At 69.3% G+C, this 23,103-nt stretch carries 20 protein-coding genes; 8 read left to right on the plus strand and 12 right to left on the minus strand.

Annotation, left to right across the window (positions count from 1 at the left end; translation table 11 throughout):
- Positions 1-331 precede the first annotated feature (331 nt).
- Complete coding sequence (locus CFB49_RS09205) at positions 332-796, minus strand: Lrp/AsnC family transcriptional regulator (RefSeq protein WP_006481526.1); 465 nt, start codon at positions 794-796, stop codon at positions 332-334.
- A gap of 248 nt (positions 797-1,044) precedes the next feature.
- Between CFB49_RS09205 and CFB49_RS09210 the strand changes: the two genes are divergently transcribed.
- Together CFB49_RS09210 and CFB49_RS09215 are read left to right on the plus strand one after the other, a co-directional pair.
- Positions 1,045-1,596, plus strand: coding sequence for a Spy/CpxP family protein refolding chaperone (locus tag CFB49_RS09210; protein ID WP_069620782.1), 552 nt, complete (start codon positions 1,045-1,047; stop codon positions 1,594-1,596).
- 106 nt (positions 1,597-1,702) lie between these two features.
- Positions 1,703-2,134 carry a PGDYG domain-containing protein gene (locus CFB49_RS09215; RefSeq protein ID WP_069620783.1) on the plus strand — a complete coding sequence of 144 codons (432 nt, stop codon included), beginning with the start codon at positions 1,703-1,705 and terminating at the stop codon, positions 2,132-2,134.
- A gap of 33 nt (positions 2,135-2,167) precedes the next feature.
- Here the strand turns inward: CFB49_RS09215 and CFB49_RS09220 are convergent, their stop codons facing one another.
- From CFB49_RS09220 to CFB49_RS09255, 8 genes are all read right to left on the minus strand, one after another.
- Positions 2,168-2,530, minus strand: coding sequence for a DUF3022 domain-containing protein (locus CFB49_RS09220; protein WP_089491190.1), 363 nt, complete (start codon positions 2,528-2,530; stop codon positions 2,168-2,170).
- A 12-nt stretch (positions 2,531-2,542) separates the two neighbouring features.
- Positions 2,543-3,331 (minus strand): YhfC family intramembrane metalloprotease, encoded by a 789-nt coding sequence (locus CFB49_RS09225; protein ID WP_089491191.1) that lies wholly within the window; start codon positions 3,329-3,331, stop codon positions 2,543-2,545.
- A 55-nt stretch (positions 3,332-3,386) separates the two neighbouring features.
- Positions 3,387-4,430: a LacI family DNA-binding transcriptional regulator gene (locus CFB49_RS09230; protein ID WP_069620785.1), complete on the minus strand. Its 1,044-nt coding sequence runs from the start codon at positions 4,428-4,430 to the stop codon at positions 3,387-3,389.
- Between the two features lie 331 nt (positions 4,431-4,761).
- Positions 4,762-5,727 (minus strand): 2-hydroxyacid dehydrogenase, encoded by a 966-nt coding sequence (locus CFB49_RS09235; RefSeq protein WP_089435357.1) that lies wholly within the window; start codon positions 5,725-5,727, stop codon positions 4,762-4,764.
- 4 nt (positions 5,728-5,731) lie between these two features.
- Positions 5,732-7,012: an MFS transporter gene (locus CFB49_RS09240; RefSeq protein WP_069620786.1), complete on the minus strand. Its 1,281-nt coding sequence runs from the start codon at positions 7,010-7,012 to the stop codon at positions 5,732-5,734.
- A 112-nt stretch (positions 7,013-7,124) separates the two neighbouring features.
- Positions 7,125-8,117, minus strand: coding sequence for a sugar kinase (locus CFB49_RS09245; protein ID WP_089435084.1), 993 nt, complete (start codon positions 8,115-8,117; stop codon positions 7,125-7,127).
- A 28-nt stretch (positions 8,118-8,145) separates the two neighbouring features.
- A complete protein-coding gene (locus tag CFB49_RS09250; protein ID WP_069620788.1) occupies positions 8,146-8,910 on the minus strand; it encodes a TIM barrel protein in 765 nt (254 codons plus the stop codon).
- A 160-nt stretch (positions 8,911-9,070) separates the two neighbouring features.
- On the minus strand, positions 9,071-9,964 hold the full coding sequence (locus CFB49_RS09255) for a LysR family transcriptional regulator (RefSeq protein ID WP_089435085.1): 894 nt from the start codon (positions 9,962-9,964) through the stop codon (positions 9,071-9,073).
- Positions 9,965-10,076: 112 nt separating this feature from the next.
- On the opposite strand from CFB49_RS09255, the gene CFB49_RS09260 reads away from it, so the two are divergent.
- Together CFB49_RS09260 and CFB49_RS09270 are read left to right on the plus strand one after the other, a co-directional pair.
- Complete coding sequence (locus CFB49_RS09260; protein WP_089491192.1) at positions 10,077-11,153, plus strand: YeiH family protein; 1,077 nt, start codon at positions 10,077-10,079, stop codon at positions 11,151-11,153.
- 115 nt (positions 11,154-11,268) lie between these two features.
- Entirely contained in the window at positions 11,269-13,002 is a 1,734-nt protein-coding gene (locus CFB49_RS09270; protein ID WP_212195489.1) for a ClcB-like voltage-gated chloride channel protein, read from the plus strand.
- A gap of 27 nt (positions 13,003-13,029) precedes the next feature.
- Here the strand turns inward: CFB49_RS09270 and CFB49_RS09275 are convergent, their stop codons facing one another.
- Positions 13,030-13,650 carry a TetR/AcrR family transcriptional regulator gene (locus CFB49_RS09275; protein ID WP_069620792.1) on the minus strand — a complete coding sequence of 207 codons (621 nt, stop codon included), beginning with the start codon at positions 13,648-13,650 and terminating at the stop codon, positions 13,030-13,032.
- A gap of 189 nt (positions 13,651-13,839) precedes the next feature.
- Between CFB49_RS09275 and CFB49_RS09280 the strand changes: the two genes are divergently transcribed.
- The 4 genes from CFB49_RS09280 to CFB49_RS09295 all read left to right on the plus strand — a co-directional run bounded on the left by CFB49_RS09280 (position 13,840) and on the right by CFB49_RS09295 (position 20,815).
- Positions 13,840-14,949 carry an efflux RND transporter periplasmic adaptor subunit gene (locus tag CFB49_RS09280; protein ID WP_050015485.1) on the plus strand — a complete coding sequence of 370 codons (1,110 nt, stop codon included), beginning with the start codon at positions 13,840-13,842 and terminating at the stop codon, positions 14,947-14,949.
- A complete protein-coding gene (locus tag CFB49_RS09285) occupies positions 14,946-18,092 on the plus strand; it encodes an efflux RND transporter permease subunit (protein ID WP_089435086.1) in 3,147 nt (1,048 codons plus the stop codon). Before CFB49_RS09280 ends, CFB49_RS09285 begins: the two co-directional genes overlap by 4 nt.
- A gap of 2 nt (positions 18,093-18,094) precedes the next feature.
- On the plus strand, positions 18,095-19,663 hold the full coding sequence (locus CFB49_RS09290) for an efflux transporter outer membrane subunit (RefSeq protein ID WP_089491193.1): 1,569 nt from the start codon (positions 18,095-18,097) through the stop codon (positions 19,661-19,663).
- A gap of 123 nt (positions 19,664-19,786) precedes the next feature.
- Entirely contained in the window at positions 19,787-20,815 is a 1,029-nt protein-coding gene (locus tag CFB49_RS09295) for a MerR family transcriptional regulator (RefSeq protein ID WP_089491194.1), read from the plus strand.
- A gap of 93 nt (positions 20,816-20,908) precedes the next feature.
- On the opposite strand, the gene CFB49_RS09300 is transcribed toward CFB49_RS09295, so the two are convergent.
- Entirely contained in the window at positions 20,909-21,433 is a 525-nt protein-coding gene (locus CFB49_RS09300; protein WP_089491195.1) for a M949_RS01915 family surface polysaccharide biosynthesis protein, read from the minus strand.
- A gap of 82 nt (positions 21,434-21,515) precedes the next feature.
- On the minus strand, positions 21,516-22,913 hold the full coding sequence (locus CFB49_RS09305) for a sigma-54 interaction domain-containing protein (protein ID WP_089491196.1): 1,398 nt from the start codon (positions 22,911-22,913) through the stop codon (positions 21,516-21,518).
- Between the last annotated feature and the right edge of the window lie 190 nt (positions 22,914-23,103).

Consider the following 23,103-nt stretch of genomic DNA (forward strand, 5'->3'; position numbering starts at 1 on the left):
AATCGTGCAAGGCGCTGTGGCAAACCGGTCGTTGCCGGGCGGTTGCGCATTGCAACGACGAAGACGGGGCACGGCGTGGAGCGTGACGCGCGAACTGCCGATGCGTCAGGTGCGGCGCGCCGGTCGCGGCGGAATACGAAAGGAGATTCGCGAGAGAGGCGCGAAGTACGCGGAAGGATGGCGACGAGCGCCTGTGCCCATCAGCGAAGGTCGATGCGAATGCGTGCGGTCACGTAGCCGATGCCAGTCCAGGCGCCCGTGACACAACGGCACCTGCGCGGCGCATGCGCTCGCGCCGTCCGTCATGCACGGCGCCGCGTGCGGCAATAAGTCAGCCGCCGATCGTCCCGCGATCGATCTTGCGCGACAGGATGATCGACGTCGTCGTGCGCTCGACGCCTTCGAGCGTGCCGATCTGGTCGAGCAGGTCGTTGAGCCGTTCGGGCGAATCGGCGCGCAGCCATGCGACGTAGTCGTACTCGCCGCTCACCGCGCACAGCAGCTGGACTTCCGGCATCCGGTCGAGCTTGCGCAATACGTCCTTGCCGAACTTCGGCGTGAGGATGATGCCGACGTATGCATAAATGCTGGCGTCGAGCACGTCCTGCCCGAGCCGCACGCTATACCCGGCGATCACATTGGTGCGTTCGAGCCGCGCGATGCGCGCGACGACCGTCGTGCGCGCCACGTCCAGCTGGCGCGCGAGATCCGCGACGCTCGCGCGCGCATCGGCTTGCAGCAGCGCGACGAGCTGCCGGTCGAGATCGTCGAGTTGGTCGAGACGGGGTGGACGCATGACGCTGGGCCGGTACACATGTGCCGGCGGAGTGGAAAGTGACGCGATGATAGCGCCGAACGCCGGCGCGCCCAACCGGCATGGCGCGGATTCGAGACTTCGATTTCGATTCGTATCGGATGTAAGCAAGTGTCGCATTCACTGCCGCACCGGAGGCAACGTGCTACTAATAATGGGCGACGCGAGAGTCGCGCCGGCGGCGATGGCCGCCGCGCCCGCTCGCAAGACACCACCCCGGAGAGCCAACCATGAAGAAAATCTCGCTCACCCTCGCTACGCTCGTCGTTGCAGCCAGCGCATTCGCGCAAACCCCGGCGCAGCCGCAAGCACCGGCCCAGGCGCCGGCCACGACGGCCGCAGCGTCGGGCCCGAGCGCCGAGCAGCGTGCGGCACGCCACGAGGCGCGCATCGAGCAGCGCATCAAGTACCTGCACGACCAGTTGAAGATCACGTCGGCGCAGGAGCCGCAATGGAAGGCGTTCGCCGACACGATGCGCGACAACGGCGCAACGATGGGCCGCCTCTACAGCGAACGGATGGCCAAGCACGACGTGTCCGCGCTCGACGACATCAAGCAGTATGCGGAACTGTCGCAGGCGAACGCCGACGGCGCGAAGAAGCTTGCCGACGCATTCGCGCCGCTCTACGAGAGCTTCCCGGCGGAGCAGAAGGCGCTGGCCGACACCACCTTCCGCAGCTGGCTGCACCACGGCGGCGAGCATCACGGCAAGGGCAGGACGAAGGGCAAGGAAGGCAAGGCGGGCGCCGCGCCGGCCGCGAGCGCGCCCGCGCAACCCTGACGGCCTCCCCGCCGGCGCCGCGCCGCGATCGGCGACGGCGCGTCACACGGCGCGCCGAATTCGGGATAAGCTCCCGGCTTTTCCCGCTTTCCCGCCCTTCCCCGCCATGCTCGAACTCAAGCAACTCGATCTGCGTACCGATCCGCAGGCCCGTCATGTCGTCAAGGACGAAACCGTCGCCGTGTCCTTCGCGGACGCCGACGGCGAACTGATGAGCCTCGAAGGCCCGAACCGTTACGTCGCGGGCGACGCGCTGATCACCGGCTCGACCGGCGACCGCTGGGTCGTGTCGCGCGCGCGCTTCGACGCCAAATACCTGCCCGCCGATCCGGCGCTCGCGCACGGCGCGCCGGGCGCCTACCGCAACCGGCCGGCCGTCGTGCTCGCGCGCCGGATGGACGAACCGTTTACGATCGCCCGCTCGGAAAACGGCGACACGCTGCGCGGCATGGCCGGCGACTGGGTGATGCAGTACGCGCCCGGCGACTACGGCGTCGTGCAGGCGCAGCGCTTCGCGCAGGTCTACCGCGACGCGTAACGCACCGCGCCGGCCCGGTGCCGGCGCCGCCGCTCACGCAAAATCTTCGTCGAGTTCGAGTTCCGCATCGCGCTCGACGGCCTCGCCGGCCGCGTGCCGTTCCTCGAGCGACCCGAGCATCGCTTCCGTATACGCATGCAGCACCGCATGGCTGCGCGCGCGCTGCATCGGCTTGAGCGCCAGGTAGCGCGCGAGCGCGGCCGGCACGATCCGGATGTCGAGCGTCATCCGCTTCGGCGTCGCGCCGAACCGCATCGCCAGCCAGTGCACGGACAGGAAGCGCCCGAGCGCGTCGCTGCTTTCGGCGAAGCGCGTCTGCTCCGGAAACAGATCGCAGATCACGCGCGCGAGCGCGTCGAATTCCGCGCTCTGGCATTCGATCAGATAGTCGTCCATTCCGTCTCTCCGTCAGGCCGCCGCACGCGACGGCCGGCACGTCTTCACCAGCACCGCCACCAGGACCGCGGCCAGCACGAAATACGCGGCCTCGACCCACGCGGCCGGCAGCACGCGCACCTGGTACAGCAGCGTCGGCGTCGACGCGAGCGCATGCAGTACGATCGCGAGCGGCAATACGGCGATTCGGCCGGCCCCCACGCCGCGCCACACCAGCACCGACAGCGCCAGTTGCACCGCGAACGCCGCGCAGCGTTCGAGCAGCAACAGCAGGATCGACTGGGCCGACAGCGTCGCGAGCATCATGTGCAGCCGCACCACGGTGTCGACCGGCAGGTCGGCCAGCTGCGTCTCGAGCTGGCCGCGGCTCGCGAGCCACGCGAGATACGACCACTGGCCCCACACGAGCACGCCGACGAACCACGCTTCGGCGCCACCGTGGCCGATCCCGTAGCCGATCCCGCGAGCGTCGCCGGTCGATGCGCCGTAGCGGCGGTTCAGAAAACGCATCCCGAGATAGCGGCCGACTTCCTCGAATACGGCGGTCGCGAGCGCGCCGTACGCGACGAACGCGAGCGGTTGCGTCAGCCAGCCGTCCTCGGGCGTGCGGCTCAGCACGAGCCCGTGAAACGCGCGCTCGAGAATCATCGCAAACAGCGTGAAGACGGCCACGCCGACGATCGTATCGCGGCGATTGAGCGCAAGCGGCTTGCGCAGGATGCGGTAAAGGACGAGCGGCAGCAGCGCGATGATCAGCGTGGCGGCGATCAGCGCCGCCAGCGTGACGGGAGCGACAGTCATGTATTTCCTTGGTTCGAGGCAGCGCACCCGGCGCGCTGCGTGCCCCGAATGATACTCAGCTTGCAGTCGACGCGCGCGCAATCAACGCGCCGGGCAGCATCGCGACGCGCACGTCGCCCGCCGCGCCGTCGATCCGCTCGTGCACGAATTCGACGGCCTTGTAGCCGATTTCGTAGGTCGGCTGACGGATCGTCGTGATGCCGATCAGCTCGGCCCATTCCGGATCGTCGATCGACAGCAGCGCCGCCTGCTGCTGCCACGCGGCGCCGAAGCGCGCGCGCAGATGGCGCGCGATCGCCAGCGCGACCGGCGCATTCGCGGCGAACAGCGCGGCGCGCACGCCGCGCCGGGCCGCATCGTCGATGCGGGCATCGACGTCGGCGAGCGCCGCCGCGGCCGCGTCGGCTTCATTCAGGTCGAGCACGACCGTCGGCGGCACCGGCAGCCCGCGCGCCGCCAGCGCCGCACGGAACGCAGTCTCGCGCACGCGCCGCGAGCTGACGTGCTCGAACGGCTGCACGACGAAATGGATCGCGTCGAAACCGTGTTCGACGAGGTGCGCGAGCGCCGTCTCGATCGCGTCGGCGTTGTCGAGGCCGATCAGGTCGGCCTCGAAGCCCTCGACCGTGCGGTCGACGAGCACGGCCGGAATGCCGGCGCCGCGCAGCGGACGCAGCACGTCCTCCTCGGCGCCGAGCGCGTTGACGATCAGCCCTTCGACGCGGTAGGTCGTGAGCAGCTGCAGGAAGCGGCGCTCCATCTCGACTTCGTTCGCCGCGTGACAGATGAGCGGCATGTAGCCGAGCGCATGGCACGCGGCCTCGACGCCCTGCAGCACTTCGACGGTGTAAGGATTGGTCAGGTCGGCCGCGAGCATGCCGAGCAGCCGGTTGCGGCCGCGCTTGAGCCCGCGCGCCATCTGGTTCGGCCGGTAGTTGAGCCGCGCGATGGCCGCCTCGATCCGCTGGCGCAGATCGACGGACAGCACATGCGTCTCGCCGTTCAGATAGCGCGAAACGCTGGTCTTGCCCGTGCCGGCCTCGCGCGCGACGTCGCTGATCGTCGCCGGACGCGTCGTGGAAGGTTGCGAATCGGTCACTGTCGTGCCTCGCGACGTACGATCCGCGCCGCTTCGTGAGCAGACGGACCATTGTTGTTGGGAACGTAAGCCAACCGGCGGCCTCCCCTGTCGTGGCGCGTGGGCGCCTGCGCTGGCCGGTGCTGCGCGGTCGAGCCGCGCCCGCCAGCAGCGTGCTACGGCAGTCGGCCGCACCGGACCTGGCGCGGATGCCCGTCGCGCGACACCGCCGGCCGCGTGGCCGGTCGTCGATGCGACGAGCGCGGGCGATCATAACGCAGCCAGCCCTCCGGCACCAAGATCATCGACTCTAACGGCGCCGGCGCCGCGCCGGCCGGTTGCGGGAGGCGGCTCAGGCGTGCGCCAGCGCATCCGGATTGACGAGATTCGTGCGCAGCGTGCCGGCCAGCGCGCCGACCAGGTTTTCCGCGGCGCAACGCGCCATCGCATGGCGCGTCTCGTGCGTCGCCGAGCCGATATGCGGCAGTGCGACGACGTTCTTCATCCGCAGCAGCGGCGAATCCGCCGGCAGCGGCTCCTTCTCGAATACGTCGAGGCCCGCGCCGCGGATGGTCCCCGCGCGCAGCGCGTCGACCAGCGCGGCTTCGTCGACGACGGGCCCGCGCGATGCGTTGATCAGGATCGCGCCGCGCTTCATCTTCGCGAATTCGGGCGCGCCGATCAGGTGGCGCGTGTCGGGCGACAGCGGCACCTGCAGGCACACGAAATCCGACTGCGCGAGCAGTTCGTCGAGCGTCACGCGCCGGGCGCCGTACTGCGCCTCGGCCTCGGCATGCGCGGACCGGTTCGCGTACAGCACCTGCATCCGGAAGCCGAGCGCCGCGCGGCGCGCGACCGCGCCGCCGATCCGCCCGAGCCCGACGATGCCGAGCGTCTTGCCCTGCACGTCGGTGCCGTACAGGTCCGGGCCGATGCTGCGATGCCAGTGGCCGGCCTTCACCCACTCGGCCAGTTCGACCACGCGCCGCGCGGAGGCCAGGATCAGCGAAAACACCGTATCGGCCGTCGACTCGGTCAGCACGTCCGGCGTATGCGCGAGCACGATGCCGCGCCGCGTGAGATCGGCGACGTCGAAGTTGTCGTAGCCGACCGAGATCGTCGACCACGCCTTCAGCCGCGGCGCGCGATCGAGCATCTGCGGCGTGACCTTCAGGCTCGCGCCGATCGCGCCGTCGGCGTCGCCGAGCGCGGCGGCGAGCGCGTCGGCGCCGTCGGCCTGCACGACGTCCGCATGCTCGCGCAGGTACGCGAGAACGTCATCGGGCAGCGGCTTGTACGCGACGATACGGGGCTTCATCGTTTCATTTTCCTTGCAGCGGCGCGGCGAGCGGATGCGCATCGCGCGCCTGGGGTTTGACGGACAGCGTGAGGATCACCGCGGCGACGAGCGCGGCGCTCATGAACGCGTACGACGCGACGGGCGAGCCGGTCGCACCGTTCAGGTAGCCGACGAAATACGAGCCGACGAACGAGCCGAGCGCGCCCATGCTGTTGATCAGCGCCATCGCGCCGCCGGCGACGTTCCTCGGCAGCAGTTCCGGCACGATCGCGAAGAACGGGCCGTACGGCGCGTACATCGCGGCGCCCGCGACGACCAGCAGCGCATACGAGATCCAGAAATGCGACGAGCCGAGCGCATACGACGCGGCGAACGCGGCGGCGCCGACCAGCAGGAACGGCCACACGAAACCGCGGCGCGAACCGACCTTGTCGGACGCCCACGACGCGGCGAGCATCGCGATCGTCGCCGCGAGGTACGGCAGCGCGGACAGCCAGCCGGTCGCGACCATCCCGAGGTCGGAGCCGTTCTTCACGATCGACGGCAGCCACAGCACGAAGCCGTACACGCCGATGCTCCAGCAGAAATACTGCGCGCACAGCTTGATCACGGCCGGCGAGCGGAACGCCTCGCCATAGTTGCGCACCGGCTTGATCGCCGCTTGCTCGGCCGCGAGCGCGGCGTCGAGGTCGCGCTTTTCCTGTGCGCTGAGCCACGGCGAATCGGCCGGCTTGTCCTGTACGAGGACCCACCAGCACACGGCCCAGATGATGGCCGGCACGCCTTCGGCGATGAACATGTGGCGCCAGCCGAATTCATGCACGAGATAACCGGACACGATCGACATCCACAGCACGGTGACCGGGTTGCCGAGGATCAGGAACGTGTTCGCACGCGAGCGCTCGTTCTTCGTGAACCAGTTGCTGATGTAGATCAGCATCGCCGGCATCACGGCCGCCTCGACGATGCCGAGCACGAAGCGGATCGCCATCAGCGACGGAATGTTACTGACCACGCCGGTCAGCGCCGCGCAGCCGCCCCACAGCACGAGGCTGGCGAACACGAGCTTCTTCACGCTGCGGCGTTCCGCGTAGATCGCGCCGGGGATCTGGAAGAAGAAATAGCCGAGGAAGAACAGCGCGCCGATCAGCGACGACAGGCCCTTGCTGATGCCGAGATCCTGGTTGATGCCGGCCGCCGCCGCGAACCCGTAGTTCGCGCGATCGAGGTAGGCGAGGCTGTACGTGATGAAGACGATCGGCATGATCGTCCACCAGCGTCGAGCTGCGAGATTGGCTGCCATCAGAGTGTCTCCTGAGTAGACCGGCATCGGCGCATCGTTGCGTCGCCCGGTCTCATGCAAAACCGTGCATGAAGCACGAAATGGATCCGCGGATTGTGCCGTGTCCGGCCTCTCATTGCGCGGTGACGGTTTCCTCTAAGCGATCGGCGTGATTGCTGACCTTTTCGAGCCGGTCGAGCGCGTCGCGCGTCGGCAACCCTTCCGAATCGCCGATCACCTGGATCGCGAGCGCACCGATCCGGTTGCCGCGCGCGACCGCCTGCTCGATGCTGCGCCCGTCGAGCAGCGCGCTGACCACGCCGACCGCGAAGCCGTCGCCGGCGCCGACCGTATCGACGACCTTCTCGACGCGCTCGCCGGCGACCGTGCCTTCGCGGCCGTCGGCCGTGCGGAAATACGCGCCTTGCTCGCCGAGCTTGATCACGACGCCGCGCGCGCCCTGCGCGAGATAGAAGCCCGCGATGTCGGCCGGCGTGTCGTGCCCGGTGAGCTGCCGCCCTTCGGACAGGCCCGGCAGCACCCAGTCGGCGAGCGTCGCGAGCGCATTCAGCGTCTTCGCCATCACGTCGGCGGACGGCCACAGCGTCGGGCGCAGGTTCGGGTCGAACGAGATCGTCTTGCCGGCCGCACGCATCTCGCGCGCAAGCCGGAACGCGAGTTCGCACGACGTCGCCGAGATCGCCGGCGCGACGCCCGTCAGGTGCAGATGGCGCGCGCCGAGCACGTAGTCGGCCACGTAGTCGTCGCACGACAGATGGCTCGCCGCCGAACCCTTGCGGAAGTATTCGACGGTCGGGTCGCTGCCGTCGTCGTTGCGCGACTTCAGCTGGAAACCGGTCGGGTAGCGCGGATCGACGGTCACGCACGACGCGTCGATGCCCTCGCGCGCCAGCGTGTCGAGCACGTAGCGGCCGAACGAATCGCTACCGACCCGGCTCATCCAGCCGACCCGGAAGCCGAGCCGCGACAGACCGATCGCGACATTGAGATCGGCGCCGGCGATCCGCTTCGCGAATTGCCCGGCGTGTGCGAGGTGGCCGGGCTCCGTCGCGACGAACATCGCCATCGCTTCGCCGTAGGTCACGACATCGAGTGCTGCTTTCATGACTGAACTCCTCAGGATCCTGCTGCCGTCACGCGGTCGCGAGCCACGCGACGCGCCGGCAGGCATCGCCGGCCAGGTCGGCCGCGTCGAACGGGAACTCGATGCCGCGCGGCGCATGCTGCGGCAGCGCCGCGAGCACGCCGGTCACGAGCGGATCGTTCGGCGCCGGCGCGGTGGCGAACCGACGCGCGCCCTCGCCTTCCGTGGCCTTGCAATGAATGTATTCCACATGCGGCGCGAGCACCTGTGCGCAGTCGAGCGGCGCTTCGCCGCGCCACTGCCAGTTGCCGATGTCGAACGTCATGCCGAGCGCATCGCGCATGCCGGCATCGGCGAGCGCGGCGAACAGCCCACGGAACTGCGCGAACGCGCCGCCGACCTCGAGCTGGCCGTTCTCGACCACCACGCGGGCCTGCGCGCCGCGCGACAGCGCGACGATCTCGGCCGCATGCGCGTCGCCGGCGAAGCCGCCGAGCTGGAATTTCACGAAGCGCGCGCCGAGCGCGTCGGCTTGCGCGAGCCCGTCGCGCAATGCGTCGGCATCGAGCGCGCCCGTTTCCGTATACAGCGCGTCCGGCGTCGAATAGACCGACCACAGCCCGTGGCCGGCGATCTGCGCCCCGAGCGCGGCCAGCGCGCCGGGCGCCGTGTCGTCGTCCGACGCGAACAGTTCGCGCCGTACCTCGAAACCGGTCGCACCGGATGCCGCCACGGTCGCGAGAAATGCACTGTGGCCCTCCTGGCGCACCCGATCCATCCCGAATGCGCTCGCCACGATCACGATGTCTGCCATGTTGCCCTTTTTCACCGGAATGGAACCGGTTCCATTTGCTTGAGACGGATGGTGCGCTTCGCTTCGGACGCACGCCATAGAGGAAATCCCTAAGGCTCCGTTATCGCACGAATGCGCGCGCCGACCGCATGCAACGCGTGTTCCCGGCGCGGCTTCGCGCCTACGCGAGGTCCTGCGCGAGGCTCATTTCGAGGAATTGCGCGGCGAGCCGCGACGGCGCGCCGCCATGCGGCACGAGAATGGAGAAATGCCGCGTGAGCGGCGCGGGCGCCAGCGAGCGCAGCACGAGCGCCGCATCGTCGTGACGCAGCGACATCGCGGACACGAACCCGACGCCCATCCCCGCGCGCACGGCTTCCTTCACGGCCTCGACCCCGGCAATCTCGAACGCGACGCGCATCGGCGCGCCGCCATGCGCGAACGCGCGCTCGACGAGCTGCCGCACGGCGGAGCCCGCCTCGCGCAGCACGAGCGGATACGCGGCAAGCGCGTCGAGCGTCACGCCCGCGCCGTAGCCGGGCGCCGCGAGCGGATGCCCGGCCGGCACGATCGCGACGATCTCGTCCTCGTGCCACGCATGCACGGCCGTACCGGGCGGCAGCGCCTCGCCGGCGGGCCCTTCGATCAGCGCGATGTCGAGCGACGGCAGCGCCGCGACCACGTCGGCCGTGTTGCCGCTCATCGTCTGGATCGACACGCGCGGCGCGCGCGGCTGGAACGCCGCGATCAGGTAGGGCAGCAGGTAGCTCGCGGGCGTCGTGCTCGCGCCGATGCGCAGCGTGCCGGCTTCCAGCCCGCGCACCGCGTCGCGGAACGCACGCGCCTGCGCGAACGTGTCGCGCTGCGCCTTCGCGTACTGCGCGAGTTGTTCGCCGACCGGCGTCAGCCGGATGCCGCGGCCGTCGCGCTGGTACAGCGGCTCGCCGAACTCGTCCTGCAGCAGCCGCAACTGGCCCGACACGGCCGGCTGCGACAGATGCAGCGCCACGGCGGCGCGGCTGATGTTCAGATGCTCGGCGACGGCGGCAAACGTTATCAGTTGATCCGGGGTCATGGAGATGAATTATCGGATTTCCGGATAGTTTACGTCACAAATCACAATTTTTCATATCGATATAACGAAATTAGGATTACAGCATCGCCACACGCTCCATCACGGTGCTTCCATGTCCACTGCTCCGACTTCCCCTCTCAGCCACGCCGCGCCGTCGATGCGCGGCCAGTTGAACGGCGTGCTGTTCGTCGCGCTGTTCGCCGCCGCCGTCACCAGCCTGTCCGAGCTTCCCGCGATCGCGGGGCTCGGCCTGTCGCCACTGATCGTCGGCATCGTCGCCGGCGCGCTGTACGGCAACGCGCTGCGCGACGGCATGCCGGCCAGCTGGGCGGCCGGCGTCAATTTCTCCGCCCGCAGGCTGCTGCGCATCGCGGTCGCGTTCTTCGGCTTGCGCGTGAGCCTGCAGGAAATCGCGCAGGTCGGGCTGCCGGGCCTCGCGGTATCGGTGCTGGTCGTCGTCAGCACGCTCGCGATCGGCACGTGGGTCGGCATGAGGCTGATGAAGCTCGACCGCGATGCCGCGCTGCTGACCGCCGCCGGCAGCGCGATCTGCGGCGCGGCCGCCGTGCTCGCGTTCGAATCGACGCTGCAGTCGAAGCCGCATCAGAGCGCGATGGCCGTGGGCAGCGTCGTGCTGTTCGGCACGCTGTCGATGTTCCTGTATCCGCTCGCCTATCACGCCGGGCTGCTGAACCTCGATCCAGCCGGCCTCGGCCTGTTCTTCGGCGGCACGATCCACGAAGTCGCGCAGGTGGTCGGCGCGGCGAGCGACATCAGCCCGCAGGTCGTGCACGTCGCGACGATCGTGAAGATGACGCGCGTGATGCTGCTGGTGCCGGTGCTGCTGGCGCTCGGCTGGTGGCTCGCCCGCTCGGCACGCTCGGCTCACGACGCGGCCGGCGGCACGCAACGCCAGCGCAAGGTGGCGGTGCCGTGGTTCGCGCTCGGCTTCCTCGGCTTCGTGATCGTCAATTCGCTGAACGTGCTGCCCGCGGACGTCACCCATACGCTGAACGTGCTCGACACCTTCGCGCTGACGATGGCCATGACCGCACTCGGCATCGAAACGCGCGTCGCGCAGATCCGCGCGGCCGGCCCGCGCGCGCTGATGACCGGCCTGATCCTCAACGTGTGGCTGATCGCCGGCGGCTACGCGATCACCTGGGCCGTGCAGCACTGGCTTGGCTGAGCCGCACGTCCGCGACGGTTCGCGCGCCGCGCCCGATGAGACGCCCGATGGGGCGGTCCCGCGGGCGCGGCGCAGTGCTATGCTTCGCGTCGTTTTCCATCGCCCCCTTTCAGCCGTGCTCTCGTTCCTGCTGAAGCTGCGCACTCGCGCCCGAACGCTGCTCCGCCTGTCGGACGCCCATACGATGCTGATCTGGTCGGCGATCGTCGGCGTCGGCGGCGCCTTTGCCACGATGGCGTTCCGCGAGGGCATCGACCTGATGCAGCGCCTGATCTCGGGGCACAGCGGCAGCTTCGTGCAGATGGCGAAGAGCCTGCCGTGGTACGTGCGCTTCTGGATGCCGGCCGCGGGCGGCTTCCTCGCCGGCTGCGTGCTGCTGCTCGCGACGCGCGGCGACAAAGCGGCCGCCAAGACCGACTACATGGAATCGGTCGCGCTCGGCAACGGCGTCGTGCCGGTGCGGCAGAGCCTGTGGCGCAGCGTGTCGTCGCTGCTGACGATCGGCAGCGGCGGCTCGATCGGCCGCGAAGGCCCGATGGTGCAGCTCGCGGCGCTCGCCGCGTCGCTCGTCGGCCGCTTCGCGCACTTCGACCCGCCACGCCTGCGTCTGCTGGTCGCGTGCGGAGCCGCGGCCGGCATCACGTCCGCGTACAACGCGCCGATCGCCGGCGCATTCTTCGTGTCGGAGATCGTGCTCGGCACGATCGCGATGGAGAGCTTCGGGCCGATGGTCGTCGCGTCGGTCGTCGCGAACATCGTGATGCGCGAATTCGTCGGCTACCGGCCGCCGTACGAGATGCCGGTGTTTCCGGCCGTGACGGGCGCCGAGGTGCTGCCGTTCGTCGTGCTCGGCGCGCTGTGCGGCGTGCTCGCGCCGCAGTTCCTGCATCTGCTCGACGCGTCGAAGACGCAGTTCAAACGGCTGCCGGTGCCGCTGCCCGTGCGGCTCGCGCTCGGCGGCCTCGTGGTCGGCGTGATCTCGGTGTGGATTCCGGACGTGTGGGGCAACGGCTACAGCGTCGTGAACCACATCCTCCATTCGCCATGGACCTGGCAGGCGCTCGTCGCGGTCCTCGTGTTCAAGGTGATCGCGACCGCCGCGACGGCCGGCTCGGGCGCGATCGGCGGCGTGTTCACGCCGACGCTGTTCGTCGGCGCCGTGTTCGGCTCGCTGTTCGGGCTTGCGATGGACGCGCTGTGGCCGGGCCATACGTCCGCGTATTTCGCGTACGCGATCGTCGGGATGGGCGCGTTCATGGCGGGCGCCACGCAAGCGCCGCTGATGGCGATCCTGATGATCTTCGAGATGACGCTGAGCTATCAGGTCGTGCTACCGCTGCTGGTGTCGTGCGTGTTCGCGTATTTCGTCGCGCGCGCGACGGGCACGACGTCGATGTACGACATCACGCAGCACCACTACCAGGACGCGCAGGAGCGGCAGCGGCTGCGCACCACGCAGATGCGCGAGCTGATCCAGCCCGCGCAGACGGTCGTGCCGCTCACCGCGAGCGTCGCCGACATGACGCGCGTGTTTCTCGAATATCCGGTGAAGTACCTGTACGTGACCGACGATGCCGGGCGCTTCCGCGGCGCGGTCGCGCTGAAGGACATCACGTCGGACCTGCTCGACAAGCGCGACACGACCGACAAGACGGCCGCGCACTACGCGCATACGCCGTTTCCGCTGCTCACGCCCGACATGCCGCTCGCGACCGCGCTCGAGCGCTTCATGGCGTTCCAGGGCGAACGGCTGCCGGTGATCGAGAGCGAAGCCGAGCCGACGCTCGCCGGCGTCGTCTACAAGACGTCGCTGCTCGACGCGTACCGGCGGATGACCGGCGAGCGCTGACGCGCATCGCCGCACGGCGCGTGCCGGTCAGTCCGGCGCACGTCCCAGCACGACCCGCGCGAAGAACCCCGCCAGCACCGTTTCGGCGACGTCGGCCGACACGTGCTGCGGATCGGCCGTGTAGTACGACTGCACGCCGTCGCACAGGCACATCAGCCCGAACGCGAGCGTGTCGGCCGGCAGCAGCAGCGGCGTGCCCGAGCGCTCGGCGAAACGCTCGATGAATTCGGCCATCTGCACGCGCTTGCCGTGCAGGAACTGGTTGAAGCGCACGCGGAACTTGGCGTCGCGCGCCGCCTGCAGCTTCGCCTCGCCCCACAGCAGCGAGTATTCGTCGTCGCGAAACAGCGTCCGGTAATACGCGAGCGCCATCGATTCCATCTGCTCGCGCGTGCCGCCGCCTTCGAAAATCGCCTCGAAGTCGGCCTGCACCTCCGCGTGATCGCGCTCCAGCAGCTCCAGCAACAAATCGGACTTGCTGCGGAAATTCGAGTAGAACGCGCCACGCGTATAGCCGGCCGCCGCCGCGATGTCCTCGACGCTCGCGGCCACATAGCCTTTCTTCATAAAAATGCGATGCGCGGCTTTCAGCAGACGTTCGCGCGTCTGGTCCCTGCTCTGCTCGCGAGTTAAGCGCTGTGGTTTCATGGCGCGCAGTCTAGCATCCTTTCCCTTTCGGATTCATCTTTGCATTCGGATACAGGTGTGTATTAGAATCCGCCACAGTTTCTCAAAATGTTGTCCGTCTGTCCGCGTGCGCCGATGCCGGCGCCGTTCTGGGGCAAGCGCGCGCCGCGCTTGCCGGCCTCGTTCCGCTCCACCTCACCTGGGGGTTTCGTGAATCGCTCCGGTTCCCGCGCCGCGCTGCTGATCGGCGCCGCGCTCGTCCTTGCCGCCTGTCATCCGAAAGAATCCGCGCCGCCCGCCCCGCGCCCCGTCGTCGCGCTGCCCGCGCGGGCCGACACCGTCGCGGCCGCGCGCACGTTGCCCGGCGACATCCAGCCGCGCTATGCCACGCCGCTGTCGTTCCGCATCGCCGGCAAGATCATCGAGCGCCGGGTGCGGCTCGGCGATACGGTGAAGGTCGGCCAGGTCGTCGCGCTGCTCGATCCGTCCGACGTCGAGAAGAACGCCGCGAGCGCGCAGGCGCAATTCGACGCCGCGTCGCACAGCCTCGCGTTCGCGAAGCAGCAGCTGGACCGCGATCGCGCGCAGGCCCGCGAAAACCTGATCGCGACCGCGCAGCTCGAACAGACGCAGAACAGCTACACGTCGGCGCTCGCGCAGCGCGACCAGGCGCAGCAGCAACTCGCGCTCGCGAAGAATCAGCTCCGCTACGCGACGCTCGTCGCCGATCATGCGGGCACCATCACCGCCGAACAGGCCGATACCGGCCAGAACGTGTCGGCCGGCCAGCCGGTCTACCAGCTCGCGTGGTCGGGCGACGTCGACGTCGTGAGCGACGTGCCCGAAGCCGCGCTCGCGTCGCTCGCGCCCGGCCATGCGGCGACCGTCACGCTGCCGTCGCTGCCGGGCCGCCAGTTCGCCGCGAAGGTGCGCGAAATCGCGCCGGCCGCCGATCCGCAAAGCCGCACCTACCGCGTGAAGCTCACGCTCGGCGCGCCCGATCCGGCGATCCGGCTCGGGATGACCGCGGACGTCGCGTTCGACGGCGCGCCGGCCGCCGGCGATACGCAGCCGATCACGCTGCCCGCGACCGCGCTGTTCCACGACGGCGCGCAACCGGCCGTGTGGGTCGTGCGCACGAAGGACGACACGCTCGAACTGCGCCGCGTCGACGTCGCGCGCTTCAACGAGCGCACGGTCACCGTGTCGCACGGGCTGCAGCCGGGCGAGCGCGTCGTGCTGCAGGGCGTGCATACGGTCAGCGCGGGCGAGAAGGTGCGCGCGATCGCGCCGCTGCATCCGGAGGACTTCGCATCGTGAGCGTCTCCCACGAAGAAGGCCGCTTCAACCTGTCCGCATGGGCGCTGCGCCACCAGGCGCTGGTCGTCTACCTGATCGCGCTCGCGACGCTCGCGGGCATCCTCGCCTACACGCGGCTCGCGCAATCGGAAGACCCGCCGTTCACGTTCCGCGTGATGGTGATCCGCACGTTCTGGCCCGGTGCGAGCGCGCGGCAGGTGCAGGAACAGGTGACCGACCGGATCGGCCGCAAGCTGCAGGAAACGCCGGCCATCGACTTCCTGCGCAGCTATTCGCGCCCCGGCGAATCGCTGATCTTCTTCACGATGAAGGATTCGGCGCCCGTGAAGGACGTGCCCGATACCTGGTACCAGATCCGCAAGAAAGTGGGCGACATCGGCTACACGCTGCCGCCCGGCGTGCAGGGCCCGTTCTTCAACGACGAATTCGGCGACGTCTACACCAACATCTGGACGCTCGAGGGCGACGGCTTCACGCCCGCGCAACTGCACGACTATGCGGACCAGTTGCGCACCGTGCTGCTGCGCGTGCCGGGCGTCGGCAAGGTCGACTATTTCGGCGACCCCGACCAGCGGATCTTCATCGAGGTGAACAACGCGCAGCTCACGCGGCTCGGCATCTCGCCGCAGCAGCTCGGCCAGGCGATCAACGCGCAGAACGACATCTCGTCGGCCGGCGTGCTGACGACCGCCGACGATCGCGTGTTCGTGCGGCCGAGCGGCCAGTTCGACAACGTCGATGCGATCGCGAATACGCTGATCCGCATCAACGGCCGCACGTTCCGGCTCGGCGATCTCGCGACGGTGAAACGCGGGTACGACGATCCGCAAGTCACGCAGATGCGCATGAACGGCAAAGCCGTGCTCGGCATCGGCGTGACGATGCAGCCGGGCGGCGACGTGATCCGGCTCGGCAAGGCGCTCGACGCCGAATCGAAGGACTTGCAGGCGCAACTGCCGGCCGGCCTGAAGCTGACCGAGGTGTCGAGCATGCCGCACGCGGTGTCGCACTCGGTCGACGACTTCCTCGAAGCCGTCGCCGAAGCGGTCGCGATCGTGCTGGTCGTGAGCCTCGTGTCGCTCGGGCTGCGCACCGGGATGGTCGTCGTGATCTCGATTCCGGTGGTGCTCGCGGTCACCGCGCTGTTCATGTACCTGTTCGACATCGGGCTGCACAAGGTGTCGCTCGGCACGCTCGTGCTCGCGCTCGGGCTGCTCGTCGACGACGCGATCATCGCGGTCGAGATGATGGCCGTGAAGCTCGAACAAGGCTACAGCCGCGCGCGCGCCGCCGCGTTCGCGTACACCAGCACCGCGTTCCCGATGCTGACGGGCACGCTCGTCACGGTGTCGGGCTTCCTGCCGATCGCGCTCGCGAAATCGAGCACCGGCGAATACACGCGCTCGATCTTCGAGGTGTCGGCGATCGCGCTGATCGCGTCGTGGTTCGCGGCCGTCGTGCTGATCCCGCTGCTGGGCTTCCACATGCTGCCCGAGCGCAAGCGGCACGCGCACGAGGCGCACCTGCCCGACGATCACGAGCACGACATCTACGACACCCGCTTCTACCGGCGGCTGCGCGGCTGGATCGACTGGTGCATCGAGCGGCGCTTCGTCGTGCTGCTGATCACGGGCGCGCTGTTCGTCGTCGCGCTGATGGGCTTCACGCTCGTGCCGCAGCAATTCTTCCCGAGCTCCGACCGGCCCGAGCTGCTGGTCGACCTGCGGCTGCCCGAAGGCGCGTCGTTCGCGGCGACGCTGCGCGAGACCGAGCGGCTCGAGAAAGCGATCGACAAGCGTCCCGAGATCGACCACGCGGTGAACTTCGTCGGCAGCGGCGCGCCGCGCTTCTACCTGCCGCTCGACCAGCAGTTGCAACTGCCGAACTTCGCGCAGTTCGTGATCACCGCGAAATCGGTCGAGGATCGCGAGAAGCTCGCGACCTGGCTCGAAACCACGCTGCGCGACAAATTTCCAGCCGTGCGCTGGCGCCTGTCGCGGCTCGAGAACGGCCCGCCGGTCGGCTATCCGGTGCAGTTTCGCGTGAGCGGCGACAGCATCGCGACGGTCCGCTCGATCGCCGAGAAGGTTGCGGCGACGATGCGCGGCGATGCGCGCACCGTGAACGTGCAGTTCGACTGGGACGAGCCGGCCGAGCGTTCGGTGCGCTTCGAGCTCGACCAGAAGAAGGCGCGCGAGCTGAACGTCACGTCGCAGGACGTGTCGAGCTTCCTCGCGATGACGCTGTCCGGCACGACCGTCACGCAGTATCGCGAGCGCGACAAGCTGATCGCCGTCGACCTGCGCGCGCCGCGCGCCGACCGCGTCGATCCGGCGAAGCTCGCGGGCCTCGCGCTGCCGACGCCGAACGGCCCCGTGCCGCTCGGCTCGCTCGGCCGCTTCACGCCGACGCTCGAATACGGCGTCGTGTGGGAGCGCGACCGCCAGCCGACCATCACCGTGCAGTCGGACGTGCGCGCCGGCGCCCAGGGCATCGACGTCACGCATGCGGTCGACGCGAAGCTGAACGCGCTGCGCGCGCAGTTGCCGGTCGGCTATCAGATCAACATCGGCGGCTCGGTCGAGGAAAGCGCGAAGGCGCAGGCGTCGATCAACGCGCAGATGCCGCTGATGGCGATCGCCGTGTTCACGCTGCTGATGATCCAGCTGCAGAGCTTCTCGCGCGTGCTGATGGTCGTGCTGACCGCGCCGCTCGGGCTGATCGGCGTGGTCGCGACGCTGCTGCTGTTCGGCCAGCCGTTCGGCTTCGTCGCGATGCTCGGCGTGATCGCGATGTTCGGGATCATCATGCGCAACTCGGTGATCCTGGTCGATCAGATCGAGCAGGACATCGCGGTCGGCCACGGCCGCGTCGACGCGATCATCGGCGCGACCGTGCGGCGCTTCCGCCCGATCACGCTGACGGCCGCGGCCGCCGTGCTCGCGCTGATCCCGCTGCTGCGCTCGAACTTCTTCGGGCCGATGGCGACCGCGCTGATGGGCGGCATCACGAGCGCGACCGTGCTGACGCTGTTCTACCTGCCTGCGCTGTACGCGACGTGGTTCCGCGTGAAGCGCGACGAACGCGACCCGCAGGACGGCCCGCCGCCAGGCGGCACGCCTGCCGCGCCGTCGGGAGCCTGACCATGGATCGATCGATGACCCTGAAAAAGAAAGCCGTGCGGGTGCTCGCCGCGGCGAGCGTCGCCGGCCCGCTCGCGGGCTGCGCATGGTTCGCGCCGAGCGGCGAGCCGCCCGCGATGCCGTCGCCCGCGCACTATGGCGCCGTGCCGCAAGTCCAGCAGACGGTGTCCGCGCAAGGCGTCGCGCAGCAGTTCGAGGTCGGCGCGCAGCCGGTGCCGGACTGGTGGAAACAGTACCGTTCCGAGGCGCTGAACGCGCTCGTCGACGAAGGGCTGCGCAACAGCCCGACGCTGAGCGCGGCGTCGCACTCGCTGGATGCCGCGCGCGAGCAGTTGCGCGGGCAGATCGGCAGCTCGATGCTGCCGTCGATCGACGCGGTCGGCCAGGCCACGCGCCAGCGCGCGCTCGGCGTGCCGATCCCCGCGCTCGGCGCGCCGACGCTGCTGTACGACACGTTCGTCGGGCAACTGCAGGCGAGCTATACGGTCGACCTGTTCGGCGTGTCGCGCTTCGCGAACCGCGCGCTTGCGAAACGCGTCGACGTCAGCGCGTTCCAGCTCGAATCCGCGCGGCGCGCGCTGGCCGCGAACATCGTGACCGCGTCGATCACCGTGTCGGTGCTCAATGCGCAGATCGACACGACCGAGCGGCTCGTCGCGCTCGCGAACGACCAGGCGCACGACGCCGAGCGCCGCCATGCGCTCGGCTCGGCATCGCGCAGCGACGCGCTCAATGCCCGGCAAAGCGCCGACACGTTCGCGGCGAGCCTGCCCGCGCTGCGCCAACAGCGCGACTCGGCGCGCCACGCGCTGGCCGTGCTGGTCGGCCGCACGCCCGACCGGCCGCCGGCCGATCTCGCGCTCGCCGATCTGCATCTGCCCGGGCAGGTGCCCGTCGTCGTGCCGTCGGACCTGCTGCAAAGCCGCCCGGACATCCAGGCCGCCGACGCGGGGCTGAAAGCCGCCGCCGCCGAGGTTGGCCTCGCGACCGCCCAGATGTTTCCGCAACTGTCGCTGTCGGCGGCGATGGGCAAAGGCGGCTTCAGCTGGCCGGCGATGCTGTCGGGCGCCGGCGCGATCTGGAACGTCGGCGCGTCGCTGAGCCAGCCGATCTTCCACGGCGGCGCGCTGCTCGCGCAGCGCCGCGCGGCGAAGGCGACCTACGAGGCCGCGGTCGACCAGTACAAGCAGGCGGTGCTCGGCGCGTTCCAGAACGTCGCCGATTCGCTCGCGGCGCTCGAGCACGACGCGGAGGCGCTCGATGCGTCGTCGCGCGCCGCGCTGTCCGCCCGTGGCGCATACGACGACGCGGCCGCCCGCGTGCGGCTCGGTGCGTTGCCGCCGTCGGCCGCGCGCGCGAGCGAGTTGCAGTACCGCAATGCGCGGCTCGACGAGATTCGCGCGACCGGTGCACGGTTCGCGGATACCGCGCGGCTTTACCAGGCGATGGGCACGCCGCCGGCCGACAACGGCGACACGTCCGGTAAAACCGGCCAAGCCGCCGGCGACGGCACGACCGGCACGCAGGCACGCGCCGCCGCGCCCGCCCCTTCGGCGCAATTACCGCAATAACCGCCCCTCCGATCGGCCGCGCGTGCGACTCCCCGCCACGCGCGTCCGATCGCCGATCTTCCGCTTGACCCTCACGTAGCGTAACGTTCGAGACTCCAGTGTGCGCACCGAACGGAGGAACGAATGCGGCTGAAAGTGGGAGACCTGGCGAAACGCAGCGGACTGACCGTCCGCACGCTTCATCACTATCACGCAATCGGTCTGCTGACGCCTTCGGCGCGCGCCGACAACGGCTACCGGCTGTACGACCGCGACGACATCGCCCGGCTCCACCAGATCCAGGCCCTGCGTCGCTTCGGACTGTCGCTCGCCGAAATCGGCGACTACCTGACCCGGCCCGGCACGCCGCTCGTCGATCTGGTCGCGAAGCAGATCGCATCGCTCGACCGCCAGCTCGCGCAAACCGCGCAGCTGCGCGAGCGGCTCGCGAGCCTGCACGCGCAGCTCGCGGCGGGCACCGAGCCGGAACTGGCCGATTGGCTCACCACACTGGAGTTGATGACCGTGTACGACAAATATTTCTCCGAGGAAGAACTCGCGCGCCTGCCGATGTACCGAAAGAGCCAGGCCGGCGACGCGGAATGGATCGCGCTCGTCGACGAGGTCCGCGCGCTGCACGATGCGGGCGTACCCGCCGAGGACGAGCGCGTGCGTGCGCTCGCCGCGCGCTGGATGGCGCTGCTGGTGCGCGACACGAACAACGATCCGCGGCTGCTGGCGAAGCTGAACCTGATGCACGAGCACGAACCGTCGATGCAGTCGAAGATCGGCATTTCGACCGCGCTGCGCGACTACGTGCTGCGGGCCTCGTCGGAAACGAAGATGCGGCTCTTCGAGAAGTACCTCACGCCGGACGAGATCCGTTTCATGCGCGCGCATTACCGCGAACGGGCGATGGAATGGCCGCAACTGATGGCCGACGTGCGCGACGCGATCGATGCGGGCACGCGGCCCGATTCGCCGCAGGGCCGCGCGCTCGCGCAGCGCTGGTTCGAGCTGTTCTGCAGCTACGCGGGCCACGATCCGGCCACGCATGCGAAATTCCGCCACGCGCTGATGAACGAGCCGGCGCTGACGAAGGATTCGTGGACCGACGAGACGCTGCTCGGTTTCATGCGCGAGGCGATGGCGCAACTCGCGCCGGCGCGCTGATCGGATGACGGGCGGGCGGCGCGCGGGTTTCCCGTGCGCCGCCTGTTTCACCATGGGCAGCCGGTATCTCGCGCCCAACGGCCACACACCCGCCTAGTCGTTGCGCAGGCTGATCCCGTGCCAGCGCTGCGTCATGTAACGCAGAAACGCGGGCTGCGCCTTCAGGTCCGCGTTCGGCACGGGCGCCGCGCCGCCGTCGACGAACCTGCCGTTGATCGTCACGGTTTCCTCGCCGCGCAGCACGTACTTCGTCCCCGCGTCGATCAGGAAGTACTTGACCTGATCGGCGCTCACGTCGCCGCGGCAACCGACCTTGTACGCGAACAGGAACTGCTTGCGGCCATTGCCGAGCAGGTCGCGCATTTCGATCGACTTCGGCACGACGTCGAGAATCACGTCGACCGGGCATGCCTTCACGTAGTCGCGCACCGTCCAGTCGGGGCGGCCGTCGAGCGTCGCGGACACCTTGAGTTCGACGTCGTCGCCGGACGCGGTTCTGGCGAGCGTCACCGCATGCGCACCGGCCGCATCGGTCCACGTGTAGTCGGCGGCGTGCGCCGGGCTGGCCAGCGCTGCGACGGCAAGCAACAGGCAATGCGAAAGGACATGTCTTTTCATCGGCGATGGGAGCACGCTGGAATGGAACGCGCCATTATCGACAAAGCCGCGTGCCGCGGCCAGCCGCGCGTGCCACGCCCGTTCAGCGCTCGCGCGTGCCAAGCCCGAGCGCCTTCATCCGGCGGTACAGCGTCCGTTCGCTCAGTCCGAGCTGCGCGGCGAGCGCCTTGCGCGTGCCGTCGAACGCGCGCGCGATCCGGACGAGTTCCGCGTCCGACACGCCGCGTGCGTCCGCCGCCTGCGCGTGCGGCGCCGCCGCGGCCGCGACGAGCTCGGCCGGCAGATGTTCGACGCGGATCGTGCCGTCGTCCGCGAACAGGCACGCGCGTTCGAGCACGTTGCGCAGCTCGCGGATGTTGCCGGGCCATGCATATGCGTCGAGGCACGCCCGCGCGCGCTCGGTCAGCGTGAACGGCCGGGCCGCGAATGGCCGGGCATTCGCGTCGCCCGCCTTGCCGCGCGCATTCGCGATCCGCCGCAGGATCGATTCGGCCAGCAGCGCGACGTCGCCCTGCCGTTCGCGCAGCGCCGGCAGCGGAATCGGAAACGCGTTGATCCGGTAGTAAAGATCCTGCCGGAACCGGCCGTCGTCGATCATCTCGCGCAGCGGCTTGTGCGTGGCCGCGACGAGCCGGAAATCGGCGCGCAGCGCCTCGACGCCGCCGACGCGCCGGAACGTGCCCGATTCGATCAGCCGCAGCAGCTTCACCTGCATCGGCAGCGGCACGTCGCCGATCTCGTCGAGAAACAGCGTGCCGCCCTGCGCGGTTTCGACGAGGCCCGGCTTGCGCTGGTTCGCGCCCGTGAACGCGCCCTTCTCGTAGCCGAACAGTTCGCTCTCGAACAGCGTCTCGGCGATCCCCGAGCAATCGACGACGACGAACGGCCCCATCGCGCGATCGCTCGCCTCGTGCAGCGCGCGGGCGAACAGCTCCTTGCCGGTGCCCGATTCGCCGAGCAGCAGCACCGGCAGCGTCGAGGGCGCCACGCGCTGCAGCGCGCCGAGCGCCGCATTGAACGCGTCGGAACCGCCGACGAGCCCTTCCGCGCTCGGCTGCGCGGATGCGCTGCGCACGGTCGTCAGCCGCTCGACATACGCGATCACGTTGCCGTCCGCGTCGAAGATCGGCCGCAGCTCGACGTCGACATGCTCGGGGCCGCGCGGCGTGTGATGGATGTGCAGCACGCGGTTCAGCCCGCGCGATTCGAGCGCCTGCTTCATCGGGCAATGCTCGCCGGCCTGGTCGCACGGCACGTCGTAGTGATGCGACACCTGGAAACAGTGCCGGCCCACGTGCTCGACGCCGGCCACGCCGAACTGGCGCCGGTATGCATCGTTCGCCGCGAGGATCCGGTAGTCGGGGTCGACCACGATCATCGGCTGCGGATCCTGCTCGAGATACGCGACGAGCGCGTGTACGTCGGGCATCGCGTCATGGCGCGGCGCGGGGACGATCGGAATGGTGTCGTGCGGATTCATGCGGCGGCTCGCTCGGCGAAGGGGCGCCCGGACGGACTGCCAGGCTGACTGCCAATTCTGCCACGGTACTGCCATTTGTGGCAGTGCTCGTCCGCCACCGGATGTCGCTGCCGCCTTCTCGACGCCGCTTATGCGCCGAAAACCCGAGCCGAATCAAGCCACTGCGACATCGGCCGATGCCGCGCCGCCG

The sequence above is a fragment of the Burkholderia sp. AU17457 genome (assembly GCF_002223255.1).
GTDB lineage: Bacteria > Pseudomonadota > Gammaproteobacteria > Burkholderiales > Burkholderiaceae > Burkholderia > Burkholderia sola.

Excerpts from the sequence above, each read along its gene's own strand:
- CFB49_RS09305 (WP_089491196.1), bottom strand. The coding sequence starts at position 22,913 with ATGAATCCGCACGACACCATTCCGATCGTCCCCGCGCCGCGCCATGAC.
- CFB49_RS09240 (WP_069620786.1), bottom strand. The coding sequence starts at position 7,012 with ATGGCAGCCAATCTCGCAGCTCGACGCTGGTGGACGATCATGCCGATC.
- CFB49_RS09220 (WP_089491190.1), bottom strand. The coding sequence starts at position 2,530 with ATGGACGACTATCTGATCGAATGCCAGAGCGCGGAATTCGACGCGCTC.
- CFB49_RS09215 (WP_069620783.1), top strand. The coding sequence starts at position 1,703 with ATGCTCGAACTCAAGCAACTCGATCTGCGTACCGATCCGCAGGCCCGT.
- CFB49_RS09300 (WP_089491195.1), bottom strand. The coding sequence starts at position 21,433 with ATGAAAAGACATGTCCTTTCGCATTGCCTGTTGCTTGCCGTCGCAGCG.
- CFB49_RS09205 (WP_006481526.1), bottom strand. The coding sequence starts at position 796 with ATGCGTCCACCCCGTCTCGACCAACTCGACGATCTCGACCGGCAGCTC.
- CFB49_RS09210 (WP_069620782.1), top strand. The coding sequence starts at position 1,045 with ATGAAGAAAATCTCGCTCACCCTCGCTACGCTCGTCGTTGCAGCCAGC.
- CFB49_RS09250 (WP_069620788.1), bottom strand. The coding sequence starts at position 8,910 with ATGGCAGACATCGTGATCGTGGCGAGCGCATTCGGGATGGATCGGGTG.
- CFB49_RS09255 (WP_089435085.1), bottom strand. The coding sequence starts at position 9,964 with ATGACCCCGGATCAACTGATAACGTTTGCCGCCGTCGCCGAGCATCTG.
- CFB49_RS09245 (WP_089435084.1), bottom strand. The coding sequence starts at position 8,117 with ATGAAAGCAGCACTCGATGTCGTGACCTACGGCGAAGCGATGGCGATG.
- CFB49_RS09290 (WP_089491193.1), top strand. The coding sequence starts at position 18,095 with ATGGATCGATCGATGACCCTGAAAAAGAAAGCCGTGCGGGTGCTCGCC.
- CFB49_RS09295 (WP_089491194.1), top strand. The coding sequence starts at position 19,787 with ATGCGGCTGAAAGTGGGAGACCTGGCGAAACGCAGCGGACTGACCGTC.
- CFB49_RS09235 (WP_089435357.1), bottom strand. The coding sequence starts at position 5,727 with ATGAAGCCCCGTATCGTCGCGTACAAGCCGCTGCCCGATGACGTTCTC.
- CFB49_RS09275 (WP_069620792.1), bottom strand. The coding sequence starts at position 13,650 with ATGAAACCACAGCGCTTAACTCGCGAGCAGAGCAGGGACCAGACGCGC.
- CFB49_RS09260 (WP_089491192.1), top strand. The coding sequence starts at position 10,077 with ATGTCCACTGCTCCGACTTCCCCTCTCAGCCACGCCGCGCCGTCGATG.
- CFB49_RS09225 (WP_089491191.1), bottom strand. The coding sequence starts at position 3,331 with ATGACTGTCGCTCCCGTCACGCTGGCGGCGCTGATCGCCGCCACGCTG.